Source organism: Citromicrobium bathyomarinum, assembly GCF_038594485.1.
Classification (GTDB): Bacteria; Pseudomonadota; Alphaproteobacteria; order Sphingomonadales; family Sphingomonadaceae; genus Alteriqipengyuania; species Alteriqipengyuania bathyomarina_A.
In genome coordinates, this window is the sequence record NZ_JBCFZG010000001.1 from 205996 (window position 1) to 222728 (window position 16733).

A 16733-nucleotide genomic window follows, 5' to 3' on the forward strand; every position below is an offset into this window, starting at 1 on the left:
CATGACGCGCGCTGCCGGCACCTCTTCAGACGATCAATCGGGCATGGAACGGCACCGGCCTGTTTTCTGCCCCTGGACACTGTGTCAAGTGTGTCAGCGAGGAGATTATGCGGATGCCTGACTTCACCCAGATCAAGCTCGATATCGACGGTCCGATTGCGACGATCACGCTCTTTCGGCCCGAGAAGATGAATGCCTTCACGCACCAGATGCGTGACGAGATCATCGAAGCGATCGACATCACCGATGCCGACGACGCCGTGCGCGCGGTGATCGTCACCGGCGACGGGGAGCGCGCCTTTTGCGCCGGGGCGGACCTGACACCGCCGAAGAACCCGGATGGCACGAGCAAGCACGTGTTCTCGGACCCCACTACCGTCGACGATCTGTCCGATCCGCTGGTGCGCGATGGCGGCGGGCGGCTGGTTTTGCGGCTGTTCAATTCGCAAAAGCCGCTGATCGGCGCGTGCAACGGGGTCGCGGTTGGCGTGGGCGCGACGATGCAGCTGCCGTTCGACATGCGGCTGTGTTCGGACCATGCGCGGTTTGGCTTCGTCTTTGCCAAGCGCGGGATCACGCCGGAGGCTTGCTCCAGCTGGTTCCTGCCGCGCCTTGTTGGCATGTCGAGAGCGCTCGAGTGGTGCATGACGGGGCGCATCTTCGACGCGTCCGAAGCGTTCGATGCGGGCCTGGTCCGTTCGGTCCACCCGCAGGGCGAGTTGATGGACGCCGCGCGCGCACTTGCGAGTGAGATTGCCGAGAACGCCTCGCCTATCTCGGTTGCGATGACGCGGGCGATGCTGTGGCGGCTATCTGCGGAAGATCACCCGATGAAGGCGCACCGGATAGACAGCCGATCGATCTACCGCCTCTCTCGCGGGGCCGATGCGAAGGAAGGCATTGCCAGCTTCCTCGAAAAGCGCCCGCCCGACTTCACCGGCAAGGTCAGCACCGACATGCCCGATTTCTATCCCTGGTGGCAGGAGCCCGAATATAAATGAGCGAAGCATGGCATATCGGGGTCCTCGGCGGCTCGGGCCTCTACGAAGGTATCGAGCTGGAGAACCAGCAGCTGATCGAGGTCTCCTCGCCCTTCGGTGAACCCTCGGGTCCGGTGACCACCGGCACGGTCGGCCATGTCCGGCTGACCTTCATGGCGCGGCACGGGGCGGGGCACGCGAAGTCGCCCGACACGGTGAACTATCGCGCCAATATCGACGTGATGAAGCGCTGCGGCGTGACCGACCTGATCGCGATCAGCGCAATCGGATCGCTGCGCGAGGAAATGGCGCCGACGCATTTCGTGGGCGTGGACCAGTTCATCGACCGGACCAGCGGGCGCGCGAGCAGCTTTTTCGGTGAAGGGCTGGTGGCGCATGTCTCACTGGCCGATCCGGTCTGTCCGCGCCTCGCCGCGCTGGTCGCCAATGCGGCGGAGTCGAGCGGATCGATTGTGCATCGCGGCGGAACCTATATCGCGATGGAAGGGCCACAATTCTCGACCCGCGCCGAAAGCCGCATGTATCGCGGCTGGGGCGGGGACGTGATCGGGATGACGGGGATGCCCGAGGCGCGGCTCGCCCGCGAGGCAGAGCTGCCATACGCGCTGATCGGCATGGTCACCGACTATGACAGCTGGCGCGATGAAGAGGCGGGCGTCGAAGCTTTCGACATCCTCGCCGTGCTGAAAGGCAATGCGGACCGCGCGCGCGCCATGCTCGACGAGCTGGTTGCGACCTTGCCCGACACCCGCGCGCCGAGCCCGGTGGACACCGCGCTCGAACACGCGATCATCACCGCCCCCGAAAGGCGCGACAAGACGCTGATGGCCAAGCTGGACGCGGTCGCCGGAAGAGTGCTGGGGTAGGGTCAGCCGAACTCGGTCAAGCGCGGTTCGTCATTGCGACCCCGGACATGATCCGGGGGAAGCGATCCGGAGCGTGTCGCAAAGCCGCACTGGATTGCTTCGGGGCTTCGCCCCTCGCAATGACGCATCTTTGCAATGGGTCAGCGAACCTCGACCTAGTTCGAAAACGCGTCGGCGATCGAGCAGCCTGCTGGGCCGAGGATGACGATGAACAGCGTCGGCAGGATGAACAGGATCAGCGGCACGGTCATGATCGCGGGCAGTCGAGCGGCTTTCTCCTCCGCGCGCATCATCCGCTCGTTGCGGAATTCGGCGGAGAGGACGCGTAGCGCGCTGGCCAGCGGCGTACCGTAGCGTTCGGTCTGGATCAGCGTGGTAACGACGCCTTTCACGGCTTCCAGGTCGACGCGATAGGCGAGGTTGTCGAAGGCCTTCTTGCGTTCGTTGAGGAACGACAGTTCGATGGCGGTCAGCAGGAATTCGTCGCCCAGTTCGGGATAGGCGCGGCCCAGTTCCTTCGCGACGCGGTTGAAGGCGGCGTCGACGGTCAGGCCGGCTTCGGCGCAGATGACCAGCAGGTCGAGCGCGTCGGGCAGGCCCTTGCGGATCGCGTCGGTGCGCTTCTTGGCCTTGTTGCCGATGTAGAGTTCGGGCCCCTTGTAACCGAGGAACACCACGAGCGACAGCGCGCCGAGACGTTTGAAGCTGCCCCAGTCGGCAAACATGTCGGACATGTAGAAAACATAGAACGCCAGCAGACCCAGCACGATCGGCAGGATCGCGCGCGCACCGATGACGTAGACCGCGTATTCCTTGTTGCGAATGCCCGCGTGCGCCAGCTTCTGTTGCACCGCTGCGAGCTGGCTTGGCTGGAGGACGTTGAAACTGTTGAGCGCATCCTTGACGCGGTCGGTCTTCTCGGTCCGCCGGACGAGGCTCTTTCGCTTGCGGCCGTGTTCCTTGACGATGCCAGCCTTCAGCTCGTCCCGCCGGGCGTTGAGGGCCTTGACGCGCTTCGCCATCGGATCGCGTACGGTCACCGCGGCATAGATCGCGGTCATCACTGCCATCGCGGCAATGCCGACCATCACGGTGGCGACCATGATGACGTTTACGCCAAGCAGGGTGGGGCCGCCCGGGGCTCCGGCGATCAGGCCAGATGCAAGGATGCTGGAATGGTCCATCAGATTTCGAAGCTCACCATTCTGGACATGATGAATACGCCGAGACCCATCCAGCCGAGCCCGCCCAGGCCGATCACGATCAGCCTCTCGTCCTGGAAGAAAGCGCCGATGTAACTGGGGTTGATCCAGAAGATCATGAAGAACACGAGGAACGGCAACGCGCCGACGATATACGCGGAAGCCTTGGATTCAGAGCTCATCGCCTTGATCTTCAGCTTCATCTGCGACCGCTTGCGCAGCACGTCGGACAGGTTGGACAGCGTTTCCGCCAGGTTGCCCCCGGTTTCGCGCTGGATCGCCAGCGTAATGGTGAAGAAGTTGAATTCGGCGATGTTCAGGCGGTCTGCGCTCACCTGCATCGATTCCTCCATCGATCGGCCGATCTTGATCCGTTCGATGATGCCCTTGAACTCGATCCCAACGGGGCCCGGAACTTCCTGGGCGACCACTGCGAGCGTTTCCGTTACCGGAAGACCGGACCGAAGGCCGCGTACCAGGAGGTCGATCGCATCGGGAAACTTGGCGATGAACTGCGCGGTGCGACGCTTGATGAAGAAATTGACCAGCATGTGCGGGATCGCGGCACCGATCATCAGTCCGCCAATCAAGGAGAGCAGCGGCACGCCGCTCTGGAGGTATAGGATCAGACCAACGACCAGCGCGAGACCGAGACTGACGTAAAGGTACTGCGACACGGTCCAGCGCTTGCCGGTCCGTTCGAGACGCAGCGCCAGCGCTTCCGTGCGCGAACCGGCACCGGCGACACGCTGGACCTTCGGCTTGCGGGCGGCCATCGCCTTTTTCATCTGCGATTCGACCCGCGCCTCGGTGCTTTCCGAATGGCGATAGCGCACGCCGCTCAGGCGTCGTTGCACCTGCTTGTGCATCGACGGGCCGCTCAGGCCAGCGATCGCAATGCCGAGCAGCGCAAAGCATCCGATAAACACGAGGGAGAGCTGGATGATATCCATCGGTATCTTTCGAGTCCTGGCCGATAGGTGCCGAATTACCCGTCAGGGCTTGGCAGCACGATCAGGCGTCGGCTTTCGCTGCCCCCTTGGTCTTGGATTTTTTGGTACCGGACGGCTTCGATTTCTTGCTTGTCGACATAATGGACTTGAGGTCCAGCGAACCGAGCAGCGATTTCTTGCCTGCGGGTTCGGCCGTTTCGAGCACCTCGTCGCCAGCGGAAAGAATGTGGCTGACGATCTGGCGCATCTGTGCGGCCACCTTGCTGGTCTTGTTCGCTTCGACGAAGGCCTGGCCCAGTTTCGCGGCATTGGTTGCGGCCTTGGCATCGTAAGGGATGACAAAGTCGACCTTCCGTTCAACCGATGCCTCGAAATCGGCACGGCTGATCTCTGCCAGGCCGTTCTGGCTCTTGTTGGCGAGCAGTACCGGCTGGGCATGCGGGGCGTATGTCTTGAGCCAGCTCAGTATGCGGATCGTATCACGCGCCGAAGCGAGGGTGAACTCGCACACGACGGTGATGAAGTTCACATCCGCAAGCAATTGCGGGAAGTTGATCAGCATGTTGCGCGGCAGATCGATGACGGTAATCTCGAACGCCTGGCGGAATTCCTCCTCCAGTTGAACGAATGCCGCGCCATCGGTCATCAGCGGAGCGCTGATCGGCGCCTCGGCGGAAAGCACGGCGAGATTGTCGTTCGCGCGGATCATCGCGCGTTCAATGAACAGCCCGTCGATCCGGCTTGGATTGTCGATCGCGTCGGTCAGGCCGCGGCCCGGCTCGAGATCGAGCGTCAGCGCGCCCGTGCCGAAATGGACATCCAGATCGAGCAGCGCGGTCGGCAGTTTCTGCTCGTCGCTGAACAGCCATGCGAGCGAGGTAGCAATGGTCGATGCGCCCGCGCCGCCTCGCGTGCCTACGACCGCGGTGGAGATGTGGCGCTTGGCAGTCTGCGCATCGACGGCCTTGGGGGTGTTGAACACTGTCTGCGCGTCGTTGAGAGCATCGCGCACCTGCGCTGTCGCGAGCGGTTTCAGCAGATAGTCGTGGATCCCGCTGGCAAGCAGATCGCGATACAGGCGCACATCGTTGACCTGCCCGATGGCAATCACGACCGTTCCGGGTTCGCAAACCTCGGCAAGACCGTTGATTTCGGTCAGCGGGTCGCTGCATTCGGAAAGATCGACCACCAGGATATTGGGGCTCGAAGTGACCGAAAGGCTCTGGATCGCGTTGCGCAATCCGCCCTTCGCGCATTTCTCGGGCGCCCAGCCCAATTCGGCGACCACCGGACGCAAGGTGTCGAGCGCGGTATCGTCGCAAATGAATGCGGCGAACGGGTCCCGATTACCCGACATGCCTGAATTCCACGGTGCGTTCATCGTGCTTCCTCGTTCATTCGCGCTATCAGTCGGGGCTGCTGGTGGTGGTTGCGCCAGCGCCGCCGCCGGAACCGTTATTGCCGGACCGATAGGCTTCGATCGCGCTGTTCGACTTCGTGATTACGGCGCTGCCTTCGACCTCCTGTCCGCGGACCAGGTCTTCCGGATTGGCGACCATCGCAGCAAGATTGCTGTTGGTTGCGCAGCCGTAGTTGCGGCTGGTGGCGTTGGCGTAGTTGCCATCGTAATCGTCCGACCAGTCTGGGCAGCCCGGCACAGTCGCGACCGAGCGGGTGACAACCACCCGGGTACGTCCGGGTTCAACGAAGCCTTCGGTTACCGGTGCGTGCTCGCTGAGGGCGAGGCCATATCGATCGACGATCTTGCCCACTGCGGTCACCGTTGCCGGATCGGTCCCATCCGTCTCGATCGAGACGCGGTCGCCGTATTTCAGGTTGAGTGCCTCGAACCAGCCCGCCAGGCGACGCTGTTCGGGGATCGAAGGCCCGCCTGGCCCACCGAAGAGATCGAAGGTGTAATGCGTGCGCTCGACCACCGGCTGCGCGGTGGAATACAGGCTGTGGTTCATGGGCCCCCCACAGGCGCTCAGCGACAGGGCGAGGGTGGAGGCGATCAGGGCGACGCCAAGGTGTTTTGTATTGGTCATGGCCAGATGTCCCCTCACTGGTTGATGCTGAAGCCGGGAGCGGCGGAGGCGCTGCGTTCCTTGCGGCGCGGCTGCTGCGCACGACGTTCCGTATCCGCCCCGGTCTGGGCGATGCCGGGCTCTGCGGACTGGCGGTCGCTGGTGCGCGGCATCGGGCGTACCTCCTGACCCTGCGGTGCGGGGCGGGCTTCCTTCATGCCAAGCTGCTCGAGCGTCGAAGGACTGTTGTAGCCGTCCGTCGGCAGGCGGATGTCGTTGCCGTTGACCGGGTTGACCAGGTAGGGCGTTATGACGATCACCAGCTCGGTCTCTCCCCTGCGGAAGTTGGTCGAGCGGAACAGGTTGCCCAGGATCGGCACGTCGCCGAGGCCAGGGGCCTTGTCGATCGCACTTTGCGCATTATTGCTCATCAGGCCGGCAATCATGAAGCTCTGGCCCGATCCCAGCTCGACCGTGGTCGAGGCCTTGCGCGTGATCAGCGCCGGAATCTGGAAGCCGTTAAGAGTGACCGCACCCTGCGTCGAAAGCTCGGAAACCTCGGGTGCTACGCGGATCGAGATGCGCCCGTTGGCAAGCACGGTGGGGGTGTAGTTCAGTTTTACACCGTAGTTCCGATACTCGACCGAGGTCGCGCCCAGGCCTTGGCTGATCGGGATGGGAAATTCACCCCCCGCGAGGAAATCTGCGGTCTCGCCTGAGAGCGCGGTGAGGTTGGGCTGCGACAAGGTCGTGACGAGGCCATTGGTCTCCGCCAGATCGAGCGCCGCACCGATATCGAGGCCGAGCAGGCGACCCACGCCCGCGAGCGTCGTGCCTCCCTCAAGCCCGTCGGCGATGTTGTAGCCGGCACCTTCGAAGTTTTGTCCCGTCGCGAGCGGTCCGCCCGGGACCCTCTGCGAGAACGCACCGCGACCGCGCGAAACCCCGAATTTGAAGCCGCTGCTGCCGTCGATCGTGGTCAGGTTCGCACCCAACGCGCGGACCAGAGAACGGCTGACTTCCGCGAAACGCACCTGCAGGTTGACCTGCAGCGGGGTCGCAGTCGTGATGCGCGCTATAACGTTGGTCTCATCGCCCAAGAAGGCCTGAACCAGTCGTTCCGCCTCAGCCGAATCTTCCGGGTTGGCGACGGTGCCCGTCAGCAGCACGGTGTTGTTGCCCATCGTCGCGACGGAGATTTTCGCCTGCGGCATTGCCAGCGCCAGCATCTGATCGATGCTGCCGATGTTCGATCCCACGCGGATATTGGCCGCCCAGATGACGTCGCCCGCCGAATTGCTGGCATAAACGGTGGTCTCGCCGCCCGATTTGCCGAACAGGTACAGCTGGCGCTGCGATTTGACCTGGATATCCGCAATCGAGTCGTTGGCGATGAACACATCGCTCATCGATCCGGGCACGGTGATCAGTTCGCCCTTGCCGATCGACAGGACGATATCCTGCGTCGGGCGTACCACAGTCTGCGCGTCGGCCATCGTCGGCATCGAAGCAAGCGGGGCGGCGAACAGCGCTGCGCAGAGCAGCGTCGGCCGGAGCCTGCGCCTGGCCCGAGCGGGCGCAGCGGTGCAATGCTTGGCGGTCATTTCTATTGCCTTTTCCATGATCATTCACGCCCCCCGATCGCGGTGGCTCGTGCGGTGTCGGTCTTGACGCCCCCAGTCTTTCCGGCGGCTACGCTGGTGCTTTGTTCACCGCGCATGACCCGCACGGTGGGGCCGGAAGGGGCGGCGGGAGCTGACTGCACTGGGACCCCGTTCGAAGCCTGGATTATCGGCATGGGGGACGAACCTTCACCGACATTGTTCGACGGACCCGAGGGGCTCGATTGCGTGGCGGAACGGATCGCAAAGCGCGATACGTCGGCTCCAGTGACGTAGGACGACCCGGTGTCGCTCGGCATGGCGCGAGCGCGGGCGAGGAGGCGTGCTTCCTCTTCGGGCGTCGCGTTGTCGGGAATCTTGATGTCACCCGATGCAACCGCGCGTTCCAGGTCGGTCGAATTGTCCGCGATGGACCGCAGCGAGAGACTGAGCGTACCGACGGTTTGCGCGACCGCGATCTTCTCCGCGATCTTGGGCGTCACTTCCAGCGTCACGGTGCTGACGGTGCGCGCCACGGTCTGACCATCGACGGTGTTCTGGCTGGTCGACTGGTCGGTCGCGAGCACGCGCAGGTTGCGCAGGATCGTTTCGGTCGCCTTCAGGCCGTTGGCATCGTGGGTCATCATCAGGTCGATCCGGTCGCCCGGAAAGACGAACCCGGCGACGGCCGTGTTCGCGTTGACCGGTACCGTGACCGCACGCATGCCCGGAGCGAGCGCCGCAGCAAGGAAGCCGCGATCGCCCGGCGCGACGAGCGCGCCCTGTGTGACCGGTTCTCCGGCGGTGATCTGGAAACGGACGACGGTGCCCAGAAGCTTGCTCACGTCGGATTCGCCGTCGATGAAATAGGCGTCTTGCACCAGTTCGTTGGGCCAGGCCTGGAACCCGATGGCATCCTGGGTGATGATCGTACCCACCGGCAGGCTGCGATTGGCGACCAGTACGCGCGGCCCGGTGGGCTGGGCATCTGCCGTGGCGGCGACCGCCTCCGGCGCGCTGGAACCCGCGAACATCGAACGGGCGATAAAGGCCGTTCCTGCCGCGATGACCAGTGCTGCCAGCAACAGTACCAGCTTTTTCCTATCCATGACTTAGTGGACCCCCAGGATCGAAATTGCGCCGACCTTTCGCCGACATGGTTTCCACGTTTATGAGCCGAATGGTTAAGATGAAGTTCACTGCTAGATCAGGCAGTAAGTCCGATCGCCCGCCCGGCAGCGGGGAAATAGTGCGCGGCAAGGATCCACAATCCCGCGGCGGAAATCGCCACTCCATAGGGGATGGCAAGGCGGTCCTTGCGGCGGCGCATGATGTGCCACGCGCCGAATGCCAGCGTTAGCGCTCCGCCCAGCAAGGCCATCAGCACGATCAGCTGGCCGAACTGCAAGGGGGCGATCCACAGCGCCAGCGCAGTAAGCAATTTGACGTCCCCACCACCCATCGCGCGCAGTGCGAACAGCACCGCGAGGATGGCGAACGCGAGCGCGGCGATGCCGAGTTGAAGTGCTACGCCAGGCCAAAACGAAAGACCGCTCGCCCACCAGAATAGCGGGGCACCCAGCGCGACAGTGCCGGTCAGCCAGTTCGCAATCTGGCGCGAACGCAGATCGGTAATCGCCGCCGTGACCAGCGCGATTGCCAGTCCAACCAGCAGTGCATATTGCAGGTAGTCGTCCATTGATATTGGGCCCCAAATCCCACTTTCTCGGAACGTGCTACGCGCTGGCGCTTACCAAAAAGTAACCAAGAGAAACCGGAATGCGAGAGTGACCTATATGCCAGACGAGACCGCAACCCCCATCGACCGCCGCGTCATCCCTTCGGTTGCGACCGAAAGCCACTGGCAGGCGGGCGATGGTGCGGACATTCGCAGGATCGACTGGCAATCTGGGGGGGAGGGCCCTGCGCGCGGCTCGATCCTGTTCATGCCGGGGCGCGGAGACCACTACGAAAAGTACCTCGAAACGCTGGATCAATGGGCGCGCGACGGATGGCGTGTAACCGCGAGCGACTGGCGCGGGCAGGGCATTTCGGGGCGTCTGGGGAAGGATGGTCTTACCGGCCATATCGACGATTTCGGCACCTGGACCGCCGACCTCGCCGTATTGTGGAGCAAGTGGATCAAGGAAACGCCCGGCCCGCATGTGCTGGTCGGCCATTCGATGGGCGGGCACCTCGTGCTCCGCGCGCTTATCGAGAAGCGTGTCTCGCCCGACGCGGCGGTGCTTTCGGCACCCATGCTGGGCCTCGTCGGCATGCCCGCTCCGCTATGGCTGCTCGGGCCGACTTCGAAATTGCTCGCCGGTTTTGGCGATGCGCGCCGTCCAGCCTGGAAGACGAGTGAGAAGCCCGGTGCGCTGCCCGAGGATCGCGGCGCGCTGCTGACGCACGATGTCGATCGGTACGAAGACGAATTGTGGTGGCGCAATGCGCGCCCCGATGTCGCCATGGGCCCGGCGAGCTGGGGCTGGGTCGCCGCTGCAATCCGCTCCATGCAGGTGATCGAAGAAAAGGGTGCGATGGAGGGCGTGCAGACGCCCGTCATGCTTTTCGGAACCACGAACGATCAGCTGGTCGCGTGGTCCGCCATCGAACGCGCCGCCAACCGGTTGCCCAATGCCGAGCTTGTCCCCTTCGGCAAGGAGGCGCACCACGAAATACTTCGCGAGGTAGATGAAGTGCGTGGGCGGGCCATGAGTGCGATTGCCGACTTTCTGGATCGCAAAGCGCCACAAAGAGCCTAAATCGGCGCGATGGCCGATTACGACGTTGCGATTATCGGGGCCGGTATTGCGGGGGCGAGCCTTGCCGCAGAAATCGCCCCGCATGCCCGCGTTCTCCTGCTGGAGGCGGAAGACCTGCCGGGATATCACACGACCGGGCGCTCAGCGGCGTTCTGGGAAGAATGCTATGGCGGGCCTGAGATCGTTCCGCTGACGCGTGCGTCTGCGGCTCATCTTCGGGACGGGGGCTTCCTCGCCCCGCGCGGAGCGCTGTATGTCGGGCGTCAGGAAGACGCAGCGGCGCTGGATGCGTTCGAAGCGCGATTTGCCGAAACCGGTGCGCACCTGGAACGGCTTGCGCCAGGCCAGGCGCAGCAGCAGGTGCCGTTGTTGCGCCCAGAATGGTGCGAAGCGATCTGGCAACCGCAATGCGCCGATATCGACGTGGCCGCGCTGCACCAGCACTACCTCCGGGCAGCAAAGGCTGCCGGGGTGGTCCTGGTCACGCGTGCGCGCATCGAAACGGTAGAACGCGACGGAAAAGGCTGGCTGCTACGATCCGCAGATGGTCGGGAATGGCGGGCCGCGGCGATCGCCAATGCTGCAGGTGCATGGGCGGATACGTTTGCCGAACTGGCCGGTGCGCGGGCACTGGGCGTCCAGCCGCTGCAACGCACGATGCTGCAACTCAAGACAGAACCTGCATTGCCGCGCGGCGGGCCGCTGACGCTCGACATCTCGGGCAAGTTCTATTTCAAGCCGGAGAGCGGCGGTTCAATGTGGTTTAGCCCGCATGACGAAACGCCGATGCCCCCATGCGATGCTGCGCCCGACGAGCTGGCGGTGGCCGAAGGTCTCGACCGGCTCGAGAAAGTTATCGACTTGAAGACGCTGAAGGTTGAGCGGACCTGGGCGGGCCTGAGAAGCTTCGCGCCCGACCGCAAGCCGGTGATCGGCTGGGATGCGCGCGTGCCAGGCTTTTTCTGGTTTGCAGGGCAGGGCGGTTTCGGCATCCAGACCGCACCAGCAACCGCGCGTCTGGGCAGCCAAGTTTTCCTCGATATACCGCGTGATGCGATGACCGACCCGCTCGATGCGGAAGGTTTTGCACCTGCCCGCTTCGGGTAGAGAAGCGCCAGCCGATCCGTTAGGCTGGGCCAGAATCGCACAATCAACAGACAGGAGAGCGCGCGATGGCACACACCTTCGAAATGTACAGGGACAAGGCCGGCGAATACCGGGTCCGCTTCAAATACAATTCCGAGATCATGTTCTCGACCGAAGGCTATTCGAGCAAGGCGAGTGCGCAGAACGCCATCGACTCGATCAAGACGAACGGCCCCGACGCGGACATCGTTGACAATACCTAGCGGATCGCGGCCGCCGCCTCGCTGGCGAGCCTGTCGACCCGCTCGTTCTCGGCATGGCCCGAATGGCCCTTTACCCAGTGCCAGGTGATCGTGTGCTTGGCATTGAGCGAAGCGAGCGTGCGCCACAGGTCTTCGTTCTTGACCGGCTTCTTGTCCGCGGTTTTCCAGCCGCGTTTCTGCCAGCCCGGCAGCCATTTGGTGATCCCGTCGATCATGTACTTGCTGTCGGTGTAGAGATCGACCGTGCACGGGCGCTTGAGCGCTGACAGCGCTTCGATAGCTGCCGTCATTTCCATGCGGTTATTGGTCGTGTCGGCCTCTGCGCCCGACATTTCCTTCTCGGTTGTGCCCTTGCGCAGCAGCGCACCCCAGCCGCCGGGGCCGGGGTTACCCTTGCAGGCCCCGTCGGTGAAAATCTGTACATCGCTCATAGTGTGAACGCGGCTTCGCCTTGCGCGCGGTAGAATGCAAGCCGGTGTGCGAATTGCATCGGGTTTTTCCTGCGGACGAGCCCGTCAACCGGTGTGGCAAACCAGTCTTCCACCCGCGTCGCGACAAACCGCAGGCAAGCCCCTTGGGCCAGCAGCGGTAGCGCGCCGCGCTCGGCATCCGAAAGCGGGCGGCAGCTTTCGTAACCCTCGATCAGTGCGTGGCCGACATCGGGCCGGAATGCATTGTCGGCGAGGTCGAAGCTCCACGCCGCGTGCGTGACCGCGAGATCGTAGGCGAGAATGCCCGAACACGCGAAATAGAAGTCGATCAGGCCGGTCACCCGGTCGCCGACGGACAGCACGTTGTCGGGGAACAGATCGGAATGGATCGTCCCTGCGGGCAGATCCACGGGCCAGTGCTCCAGAACGCCCGCGCCGCAATCGGGGATGATCGTATCAAGCTGCGGATCGATCTCGTCGAACTTGGCCGCGTTATCCCGCAGCATTTGGACGCAGATGGGCAGGGACAGGCTGGAGGCGCGCGATTGCGGGAAGTCCTCCGCAGCGAGATGCAGGTCGGCCAGCGCGATGCCGACCGCACGCGCTTGCGCCGGTTCGGGTTCGTCGACCGAGACACCGGGCAGGAATTCGATCAGCGCGCATGGCTTGCCGCGAGCCTCGCGCATTAGCGCGCCGTCGCGCGTGTGGATCGTGCGGGGGACGGGCAGGCCTTTCGCTGCCAGATGATCGAGCAGCGATAGGAAGTAGGGCAGGTCGTCCGCTTCGGTGCGCGCTTCGAACACGGTGAGGATAAACCTCTGCGAGGCGTGCGCGCGCTCGGTTTCGATCAGCCAGTTGGAGTTGGAAACGCCTTCCGCGATGCCCTTGGCCGAACGCAGGTCACCAACGTCGTATGCGTCGAGAAACTCCGCGATTTCGGCCGCTGTGAGATGCGTATAGACTGCCATGTCGCGCCCCCCGCGCGCGTCAGTCGACCAGTTCGCGAGGTAGCTTGAAGGTCATCTTTTCTTCGGTGACCAGGATCGGCCGTTCCTCGATCTCGCGCCATTCGGAGAGCTTTGCGACCACTTCACGCACGAGTGTTTCCGGGGCAGATGCACCCGCGGTCAGCCCTACGGTGCCCACGCCTTCGAGCCATTCGGGCTGGATTTCCTGCGCGCGCTGGATCAGCCGTGCGGGCGTGCCGCACCGTTCGGCGACCTCGACAAGCCGCAGCGAATTGGATGAGTTGGGCGCGCCGATCACCAGCACCAGATCGCTGCCCGGCGCCAGTTCCTTGACCGCCGCCTGCCGGTTGGAGGTCGCGTAGCAGATATCTTCCGCCTTCGGTGCAGCGATCGAGGGGAAGCGTTCCTGCAATGCGCGGATGATCTCCGCGGTATCGTCGACCGAGAGTGTGGTCTGGGTCAGAAATGCAAGATTGTCTTCGCTATCGAACGGCAGGTTCGTGACATCCTCAACCGTTTCGACCAGCGTCATCTGACCCGGTTCGACCTGCCCCATCGTGCCGATCACTTCGGGGTGGCCACGGTGGCCTATGAAGAGGATGTGCCTGTCCTTTTCGAGCAGGCGCTCCGCCTGGCGGTGAACCTTGCTCACCAGCGGGCAGGTGGCATCGACGTAGAGGAGTTTGCGCCGTTCAGCCTCTGCCGGGACGGCCTTGGGCACGCCGTGTGCACTAAAGACCACCGGCGCGTCGTCGGGCACTTCATCCAGCTCCTCGACGAAAATCGCGCCCTTGGCCTTCAAGCCTTCGACAACATAGCGGTTGTGGACGATTTCGTGGCGGACGTAGACTGGCGCGCCGTACTTTTCCAGCGCACGCTCGACGATCTCGATCGCGCGGTCGACCCCGGCGCAGAACCCGCGCGGAGCAGCGATCAGGATCGTCAGACCCGGAAGGTCCGATCTTGAAGCGGAAGGGATTTGCTCGGCGGGAAAGGCGGCGTTCATGCCACCCTATCTAGCCATTCTGTTCGCGCGCCGCTAGGTGGCCGGGAAGAGTTCGACGAAAAGACCGATCAGGGACCAGACCAAGATGCATCCTGCGCTCCGTTACGCCGCCCCCGCCATCGCAGTGTTCGCGCTGACCGGGTGCTCGAAGAAAGGCGATCTGGTGCTCGACCAGGGCGTCGGCGTGCAGGCAGTCAGGACGCTGTGCCCGGCCGTGGGAATTCCGGACTATACCGGCGATATCACGACGTTCCGCTCACCCGATAGCCGTCTGGCGAGCGATCTCGATATCGAGGCGACAATCACCAATCTGCGCACGACGTGTGACGAGGCGGGAGAGAAAGTCTACGCGAATGCGACCTTCGACGTTTACGCCAGCCGTGCCGACACGCGTGGCGCCCGGACAGTCGAACTGCCCTATTTCTCGGTCGTGCTGCGCGGTGGCAGTTCGGTCGTGACCAAACGCGTTGGCACCGTAAGTGTGACCTTTGCTGATGGGCAGGACCGCGCGACGGCACAGGGCCAGGCTGGCGCTTTCATCAACCGTGCCGATGCCACCTTGCCCGACGAAGTTCGCGACAAGATCACCCGCCGCCGCAAGGCGGGCGACGTCGATGCCGCACTCGACCCGATGGCGGACCCGCAAGTCCGCGCTGCGGTGCAGGCCGCCACGTTCGAGATGCTGGTCGGCTTCCAGCTGACCGAGGAACAGCTGGCCTACAACGCCACTCGCTGATCTTCGAAGGGCAGCCGGCGTGCGCGCTCCCTTGCGGGCGCGGACAAACCGGCTAAGCGGTCGGGCATGACCGATACGAACATGTCCGAGAGCAAGACCATCTACGCCGCCTTTGCGGAGCGCATCGACGCCATCCTCGACGCGCTCGAGATGGAGGGCGCGCTGCCTGCAGATACGAACCGCGCCAATGTCGCGGTCGAGCCGCCGCGCGATCCTTCGCATGGCGATATCGCCACCAATGCGGCCATGGTGCTCGCCAAGGCGGCGAAAACCAATCCGCGAGCGCTCGCCGAGAAGATCGTCGCGCATCTGAATCGCGATCCCGATATCGAAAGTGCCGAAATCGCCGGGCCGGGCTTTATCAACCTGCGCATCGCCGGGCGCGCCTGGATCGACGAAGTGCGCGCGGTTGCGACGCTGGGCGAGGGTTACGGCCAGTCCGCAATGGGCGAGAGCACCCGCGTCAATGTCGAGTATGTTTCCGCCAACCCGACCGGGCCGATGCACATGGGCCATTGTCGCGGAGCGGTGGTGGGCGATGCGCTTGCCAGCCTGCTCGCTGCGACCGGTCACAAGGTTACGCGTGAGTACTACGTCAACGATGCGGGTGGGCAGGTCGATGTCCTCGCTCGTTCCGTACACGTCCGTTATCGCGAGGCGCTTGGCGAGGATGTCGGGGAGATTCCCGAGGGGCTCTATCCCGGCGACTACCTGATCCCGGTCGGCAAGGCGCTGGCCGAGGAATTCGGAGGCAAATACGTCTCTGCACCCGAAAGCGACTGGCTGCCGCTGTTCCGCCCCCGGGCGGTAGCGGCGATGATGGACCTGATCCGCGCCGATCTCGCCAAGCTGGGCATCGCACACGACATCTTCGCGTCGGAGGCCGCATTACAGGCTGCGGGCAAACCCGCCGAAGCCGAGAAATGGCTGCGCGAACAGGGCCTAGTCTATGATGGCGAGCTGGAGAAGCCCAAGGGCAAAACGCCAGACGACTGGGAGCCGGTCGAGCTGCCGCTGTTCCGCAGCACGCAATTCGGCGACGATCAGGATCGCCCGATCAAGAAGTCGGATGGAAGCTGGACCTATTTCGGCGCCGACCTCGCCTATCACATGCAAAAGGCGGAGAATGCCGACGCGCTGATCGACATCTGGGGCGCGGACCACGCGGGCACGGTGAAGCGGATCAAGGCCGCCGTCGCCGCGCTGGGCGAGGGGAAGGGCACGCCGGTGCCGTTCGACGTCAAACTGGTCCAGATGGTCCAGTTGATGCGAAATGGCGAACCGGTGAAGATGTCGAAACGCTCGGGCAACTTCGTGACGCTCGCCGACGTGGTCGACGAGGTGGGGAAAGACGTCGTCCGCTTCACCATGCTGACGCGCAAGCCCGAAGCGCAGATGGACTTCGATTTCGCCAAGGTGGTCGAAGCATCGAAGGACAACCCTGTCTTCTATGTGCAGTACGCGCATGCCCGCATTTGCTCCACGATGCGCAAGGCGGCGGAAGAAGGCCTCGCGCCATCGGACGAAGCTGTGGACAGCTTGACCGAAGACGACATCGCGCTTGTCAAGTTGGCGGCGCAGTATCCGCGGCTGGTCGAATCGGCCGCGCAGGCACGCGAACCGCACCGGATCGCCTTTTATCTCTACGATCTCGCAGCCGCGTTTCATGCCTTCTGGAATGCCGGCAACGATGATCCTTCGAAAAGGGTCATACTGACACAGGATCGAAGCCTGAGCGGTGCAAGGCTTTATCTGGTCGCGCAAATAGGTCAGGTAATCCGGAATGGACTTGGTCTCCTCGGTGTGGAGGCCGTTGAGGAGATGTGAC

Annotated in this window: 17 protein-coding genes; 7 read left to right on the forward strand and 10 right to left on the reverse strand. The window is 63.6% G+C overall.

Going from position 1 to position 16733, the window contains the following annotated elements; all coding sequences use genetic code 11:
• Positions 1-113: 113 nt before the first annotated feature.
• Both AAG591_RS00980 and mtnP read left to right on the forward strand, forming a co-directional pair.
• The gene (locus AAG591_RS00980; protein WP_342529034.1) at positions 114-1001 is read left to right on the forward strand and encodes a crotonase/enoyl-CoA hydratase family protein; all 888 of its coding nucleotides are present in this window, start codon (positions 114-116) and stop codon (positions 999-1001) included.
• Positions 998-1867: an S-methyl-5'-thioadenosine phosphorylase gene (gene mtnP / locus AAG591_RS00985; RefSeq protein WP_342529035.1), complete on the forward strand. Its 870-nt coding sequence runs from the start codon at positions 998-1000 to the stop codon at positions 1865-1867. Before AAG591_RS00980 ends, mtnP begins: the two co-directional genes overlap by 4 nt.
• A 155-nt stretch (positions 1868-2022) precedes the next feature.
• Here mtnP and AAG591_RS00990 read toward each other — a convergent pair whose 3' ends face one another.
• From AAG591_RS00990 to AAG591_RS01020, 7 genes are all read right to left on the reverse strand, one after another.
• A complete protein-coding gene (locus tag AAG591_RS00990) occupies positions 2023-3051 on the reverse strand; it encodes a type II secretion system F family protein (RefSeq protein ID WP_342529036.1) in 1029 nt (342 codons plus the stop codon).
• Positions 3051-4022 carry a type II secretion system F family protein gene (locus tag AAG591_RS00995; protein WP_342529037.1) on the reverse strand — a complete coding sequence of 324 codons (972 nt, stop codon included), beginning with the start codon at positions 4020-4022 and terminating at the stop codon, positions 3051-3053. The genes AAG591_RS00990 and AAG591_RS00995 overlap by 1 nt, the downstream gene beginning before the upstream one ends.
• Before the next feature lie 61 nt (positions 4023-4083).
• Positions 4084-5403, reverse strand: coding sequence for a pilus assembly protein CpaE (locus AAG591_RS01000; RefSeq protein ID WP_342529038.1), 1320 nt, complete (start codon positions 5401-5403; stop codon positions 4084-4086).
• 25 nt (positions 5404-5428) lie between these two features.
• Positions 5429-6070, reverse strand: coding sequence for a CpaD family pilus assembly protein (locus tag AAG591_RS01005; protein ID WP_342529039.1), 642 nt, complete (start codon positions 6068-6070; stop codon positions 5429-5431).
• Between the two features lie 14 nt (positions 6071-6084).
• On the reverse strand, positions 6085-7653 hold the full coding sequence (locus tag AAG591_RS01010; protein WP_342529040.1) for a type II and III secretion system protein family protein: 1569 nt from the start codon (positions 7651-7653) through the stop codon (positions 6085-6087).
• 20 nt (positions 7654-7673) lie between these two features.
• Positions 7674-8759: a Flp pilus assembly protein CpaB gene (gene cpaB, locus AAG591_RS01015; protein ID WP_342529041.1), complete on the reverse strand. Its 1086-nt coding sequence runs from the start codon at positions 8757-8759 to the stop codon at positions 7674-7676.
• 98 nt (positions 8760-8857) lie between these two features.
• Positions 8858-9349 carry an A24 family peptidase gene (locus AAG591_RS01020; protein ID WP_342529042.1) on the reverse strand — a complete coding sequence of 164 codons (492 nt, stop codon included), beginning with the start codon at positions 9347-9349 and terminating at the stop codon, positions 8858-8860.
• A gap of 97 nt (positions 9350-9446) precedes the next feature.
• On the opposite strand from AAG591_RS01020, the gene AAG591_RS01025 reads away from it, so the two are divergent.
• The 3 genes from AAG591_RS01025 (at position 9447) to AAG591_RS01035 (ending at position 11764) form a co-directional block, all read left to right on the forward strand.
• On the forward strand, positions 9447-10415 hold the full coding sequence (locus AAG591_RS01025) for an alpha/beta fold hydrolase (RefSeq protein WP_342529959.1): 969 nt from the start codon (positions 9447-9449) through the stop codon (positions 10413-10415).
• A 9-nt stretch (positions 10416-10424) separates the two neighbouring features.
• Complete coding sequence (locus tag AAG591_RS01030) at positions 10425-11522, forward strand: NAD(P)/FAD-dependent oxidoreductase (protein ID WP_342529043.1); 1098 nt, start codon at positions 10425-10427, stop codon at positions 11520-11522.
• 65 nt (positions 11523-11587) lie between these two features.
• A complete protein-coding gene (locus AAG591_RS01035) occupies positions 11588-11764 on the forward strand; it encodes a YegP family protein (protein ID WP_342529044.1) in 177 nt (58 codons plus the stop codon).
• Here the strand turns inward: AAG591_RS01035 and rnhA are convergent.
• Genes rnhA through ispH form a run of 3 tightly spaced genes read right to left on the reverse strand, consistent with a single transcriptional unit; the run spans position 11761 to position 14169 of the window.
• Positions 11761-12195 (reverse strand): ribonuclease HI, encoded by a 435-nt coding sequence (gene rnhA, locus AAG591_RS01040; protein WP_342529045.1) that lies wholly within the window; start codon positions 12193-12195, stop codon positions 11761-11763. The two genes, AAG591_RS01035 and rnhA, sit on opposite strands and share 4 nt — an antisense overlap.
• Positions 12192-13163, reverse strand: coding sequence for a homoserine kinase (gene thrB / locus AAG591_RS01045; protein ID WP_342529046.1), 972 nt, complete (start codon positions 13161-13163; stop codon positions 12192-12194). Before thrB ends, rnhA begins: the two co-directional genes overlap by 4 nt.
• Positions 13164-13182: 19 nt before the next feature.
• Positions 13183-14169, reverse strand: coding sequence for a 4-hydroxy-3-methylbut-2-enyl diphosphate reductase (gene ispH, locus AAG591_RS01050; protein ID WP_342529047.1), 987 nt, complete (start codon positions 14167-14169; stop codon positions 13183-13185).
• Positions 14170-14254: 85 nt separating this feature from the next.
• Here ispH and AAG591_RS01055 point away from each other — a divergent pair, with 85 nt between their 5' ends.
• The gene (locus AAG591_RS01055) at positions 14255-14905 is read left to right on the forward strand and encodes a hypothetical protein (protein ID WP_342529048.1); all 651 of its coding nucleotides are present in this window, start codon (positions 14255-14257) and stop codon (positions 14903-14905) included.
• Between the two features lie 66 nt (positions 14906-14971).
• Positions 14972-16732 (forward strand): arginine--tRNA ligase, encoded by a 1761-nt coding sequence (argS, locus tag AAG591_RS01060; protein WP_342529049.1) that lies wholly within the window; start codon positions 14972-14974, stop codon positions 16730-16732.
• Position 16733: the final 1 nt, after the last annotated feature.

Coding starts and splice junctions, on each gene's coding strand:
- cpaB (WP_342529041.1), bottom strand. CDS start 8,759: ATGGATAGGAAAAAGCTGGTACTGTTGCTGGCAGCACTGGTCATCGCG.
- argS (WP_342529049.1), top strand. CDS start 14,972: ATGACCGATACGAACATGTCCGAGAGCAAGACCATCTACGCCGCCTTT.
- AAG591_RS00990 (WP_342529036.1), bottom strand. CDS start 3,051: ATGGACCATTCCAGCATCCTTGCATCTGGCCTGATCGCCGGAGCCCCG.
- AAG591_RS01005 (WP_342529039.1), bottom strand. CDS start 6,070: ATGACCAATACAAAACACCTTGGCGTCGCCCTGATCGCCTCCACCCTC.
- mtnP (WP_342529035.1), top strand. CDS start 998: ATGAGCGAAGCATGGCATATCGGGGTCCTCGGCGGCTCGGGCCTCTAC.
- AAG591_RS01010 (WP_342529040.1), bottom strand. CDS start 7,653: ATGACCGCCAAGCATTGCACCGCTGCGCCCGCTCGGGCCAGGCGCAGG.
- ispH (WP_342529047.1), bottom strand. CDS start 14,169: ATGAACGCCGCCTTTCCCGCCGAGCAAATCCCTTCCGCTTCAAGATCG.
- AAG591_RS01030 (WP_342529043.1), top strand. CDS start 10,425: ATGGCCGATTACGACGTTGCGATTATCGGGGCCGGTATTGCGGGGGCG.
- thrB (WP_342529046.1), bottom strand. CDS start 13,163: ATGGCAGTCTATACGCATCTCACAGCGGCCGAAATCGCGGAGTTTCTC.
- rnhA (WP_342529045.1), bottom strand. CDS start 12,195: ATGAGCGATGTACAGATTTTCACCGACGGGGCCTGCAAGGGTAACCCC.
- AAG591_RS01025 (WP_342529959.1), top strand. CDS start 9,447: ATGCCAGACGAGACCGCAACCCCCATCGACCGCCGCGTCATCCCTTCG.
- AAG591_RS01035 (WP_342529044.1), top strand. CDS start 11,588: ATGGCACACACCTTCGAAATGTACAGGGACAAGGCCGGCGAATACCGG.
- AAG591_RS01055 (WP_342529048.1), top strand. CDS start 14,255: ATGCATCCTGCGCTCCGTTACGCCGCCCCCGCCATCGCAGTGTTCGCG.
- AAG591_RS00980 (WP_342529034.1), top strand. CDS start 114: ATGCCTGACTTCACCCAGATCAAGCTCGATATCGACGGTCCGATTGCG.
- AAG591_RS00995 (WP_342529037.1), bottom strand. CDS start 4,022: ATGGATATCATCCAGCTCTCCCTCGTGTTTATCGGATGCTTTGCGCTG.
- AAG591_RS01020 (WP_342529042.1), bottom strand. CDS start 9,349: ATGGACGACTACCTGCAATATGCACTGCTGGTTGGACTGGCAATCGCG.
- AAG591_RS01000 (WP_342529038.1), bottom strand. CDS start 5,403: ATGAACGCACCGTGGAATTCAGGCATGTCGGGTAATCGGGACCCGTTC.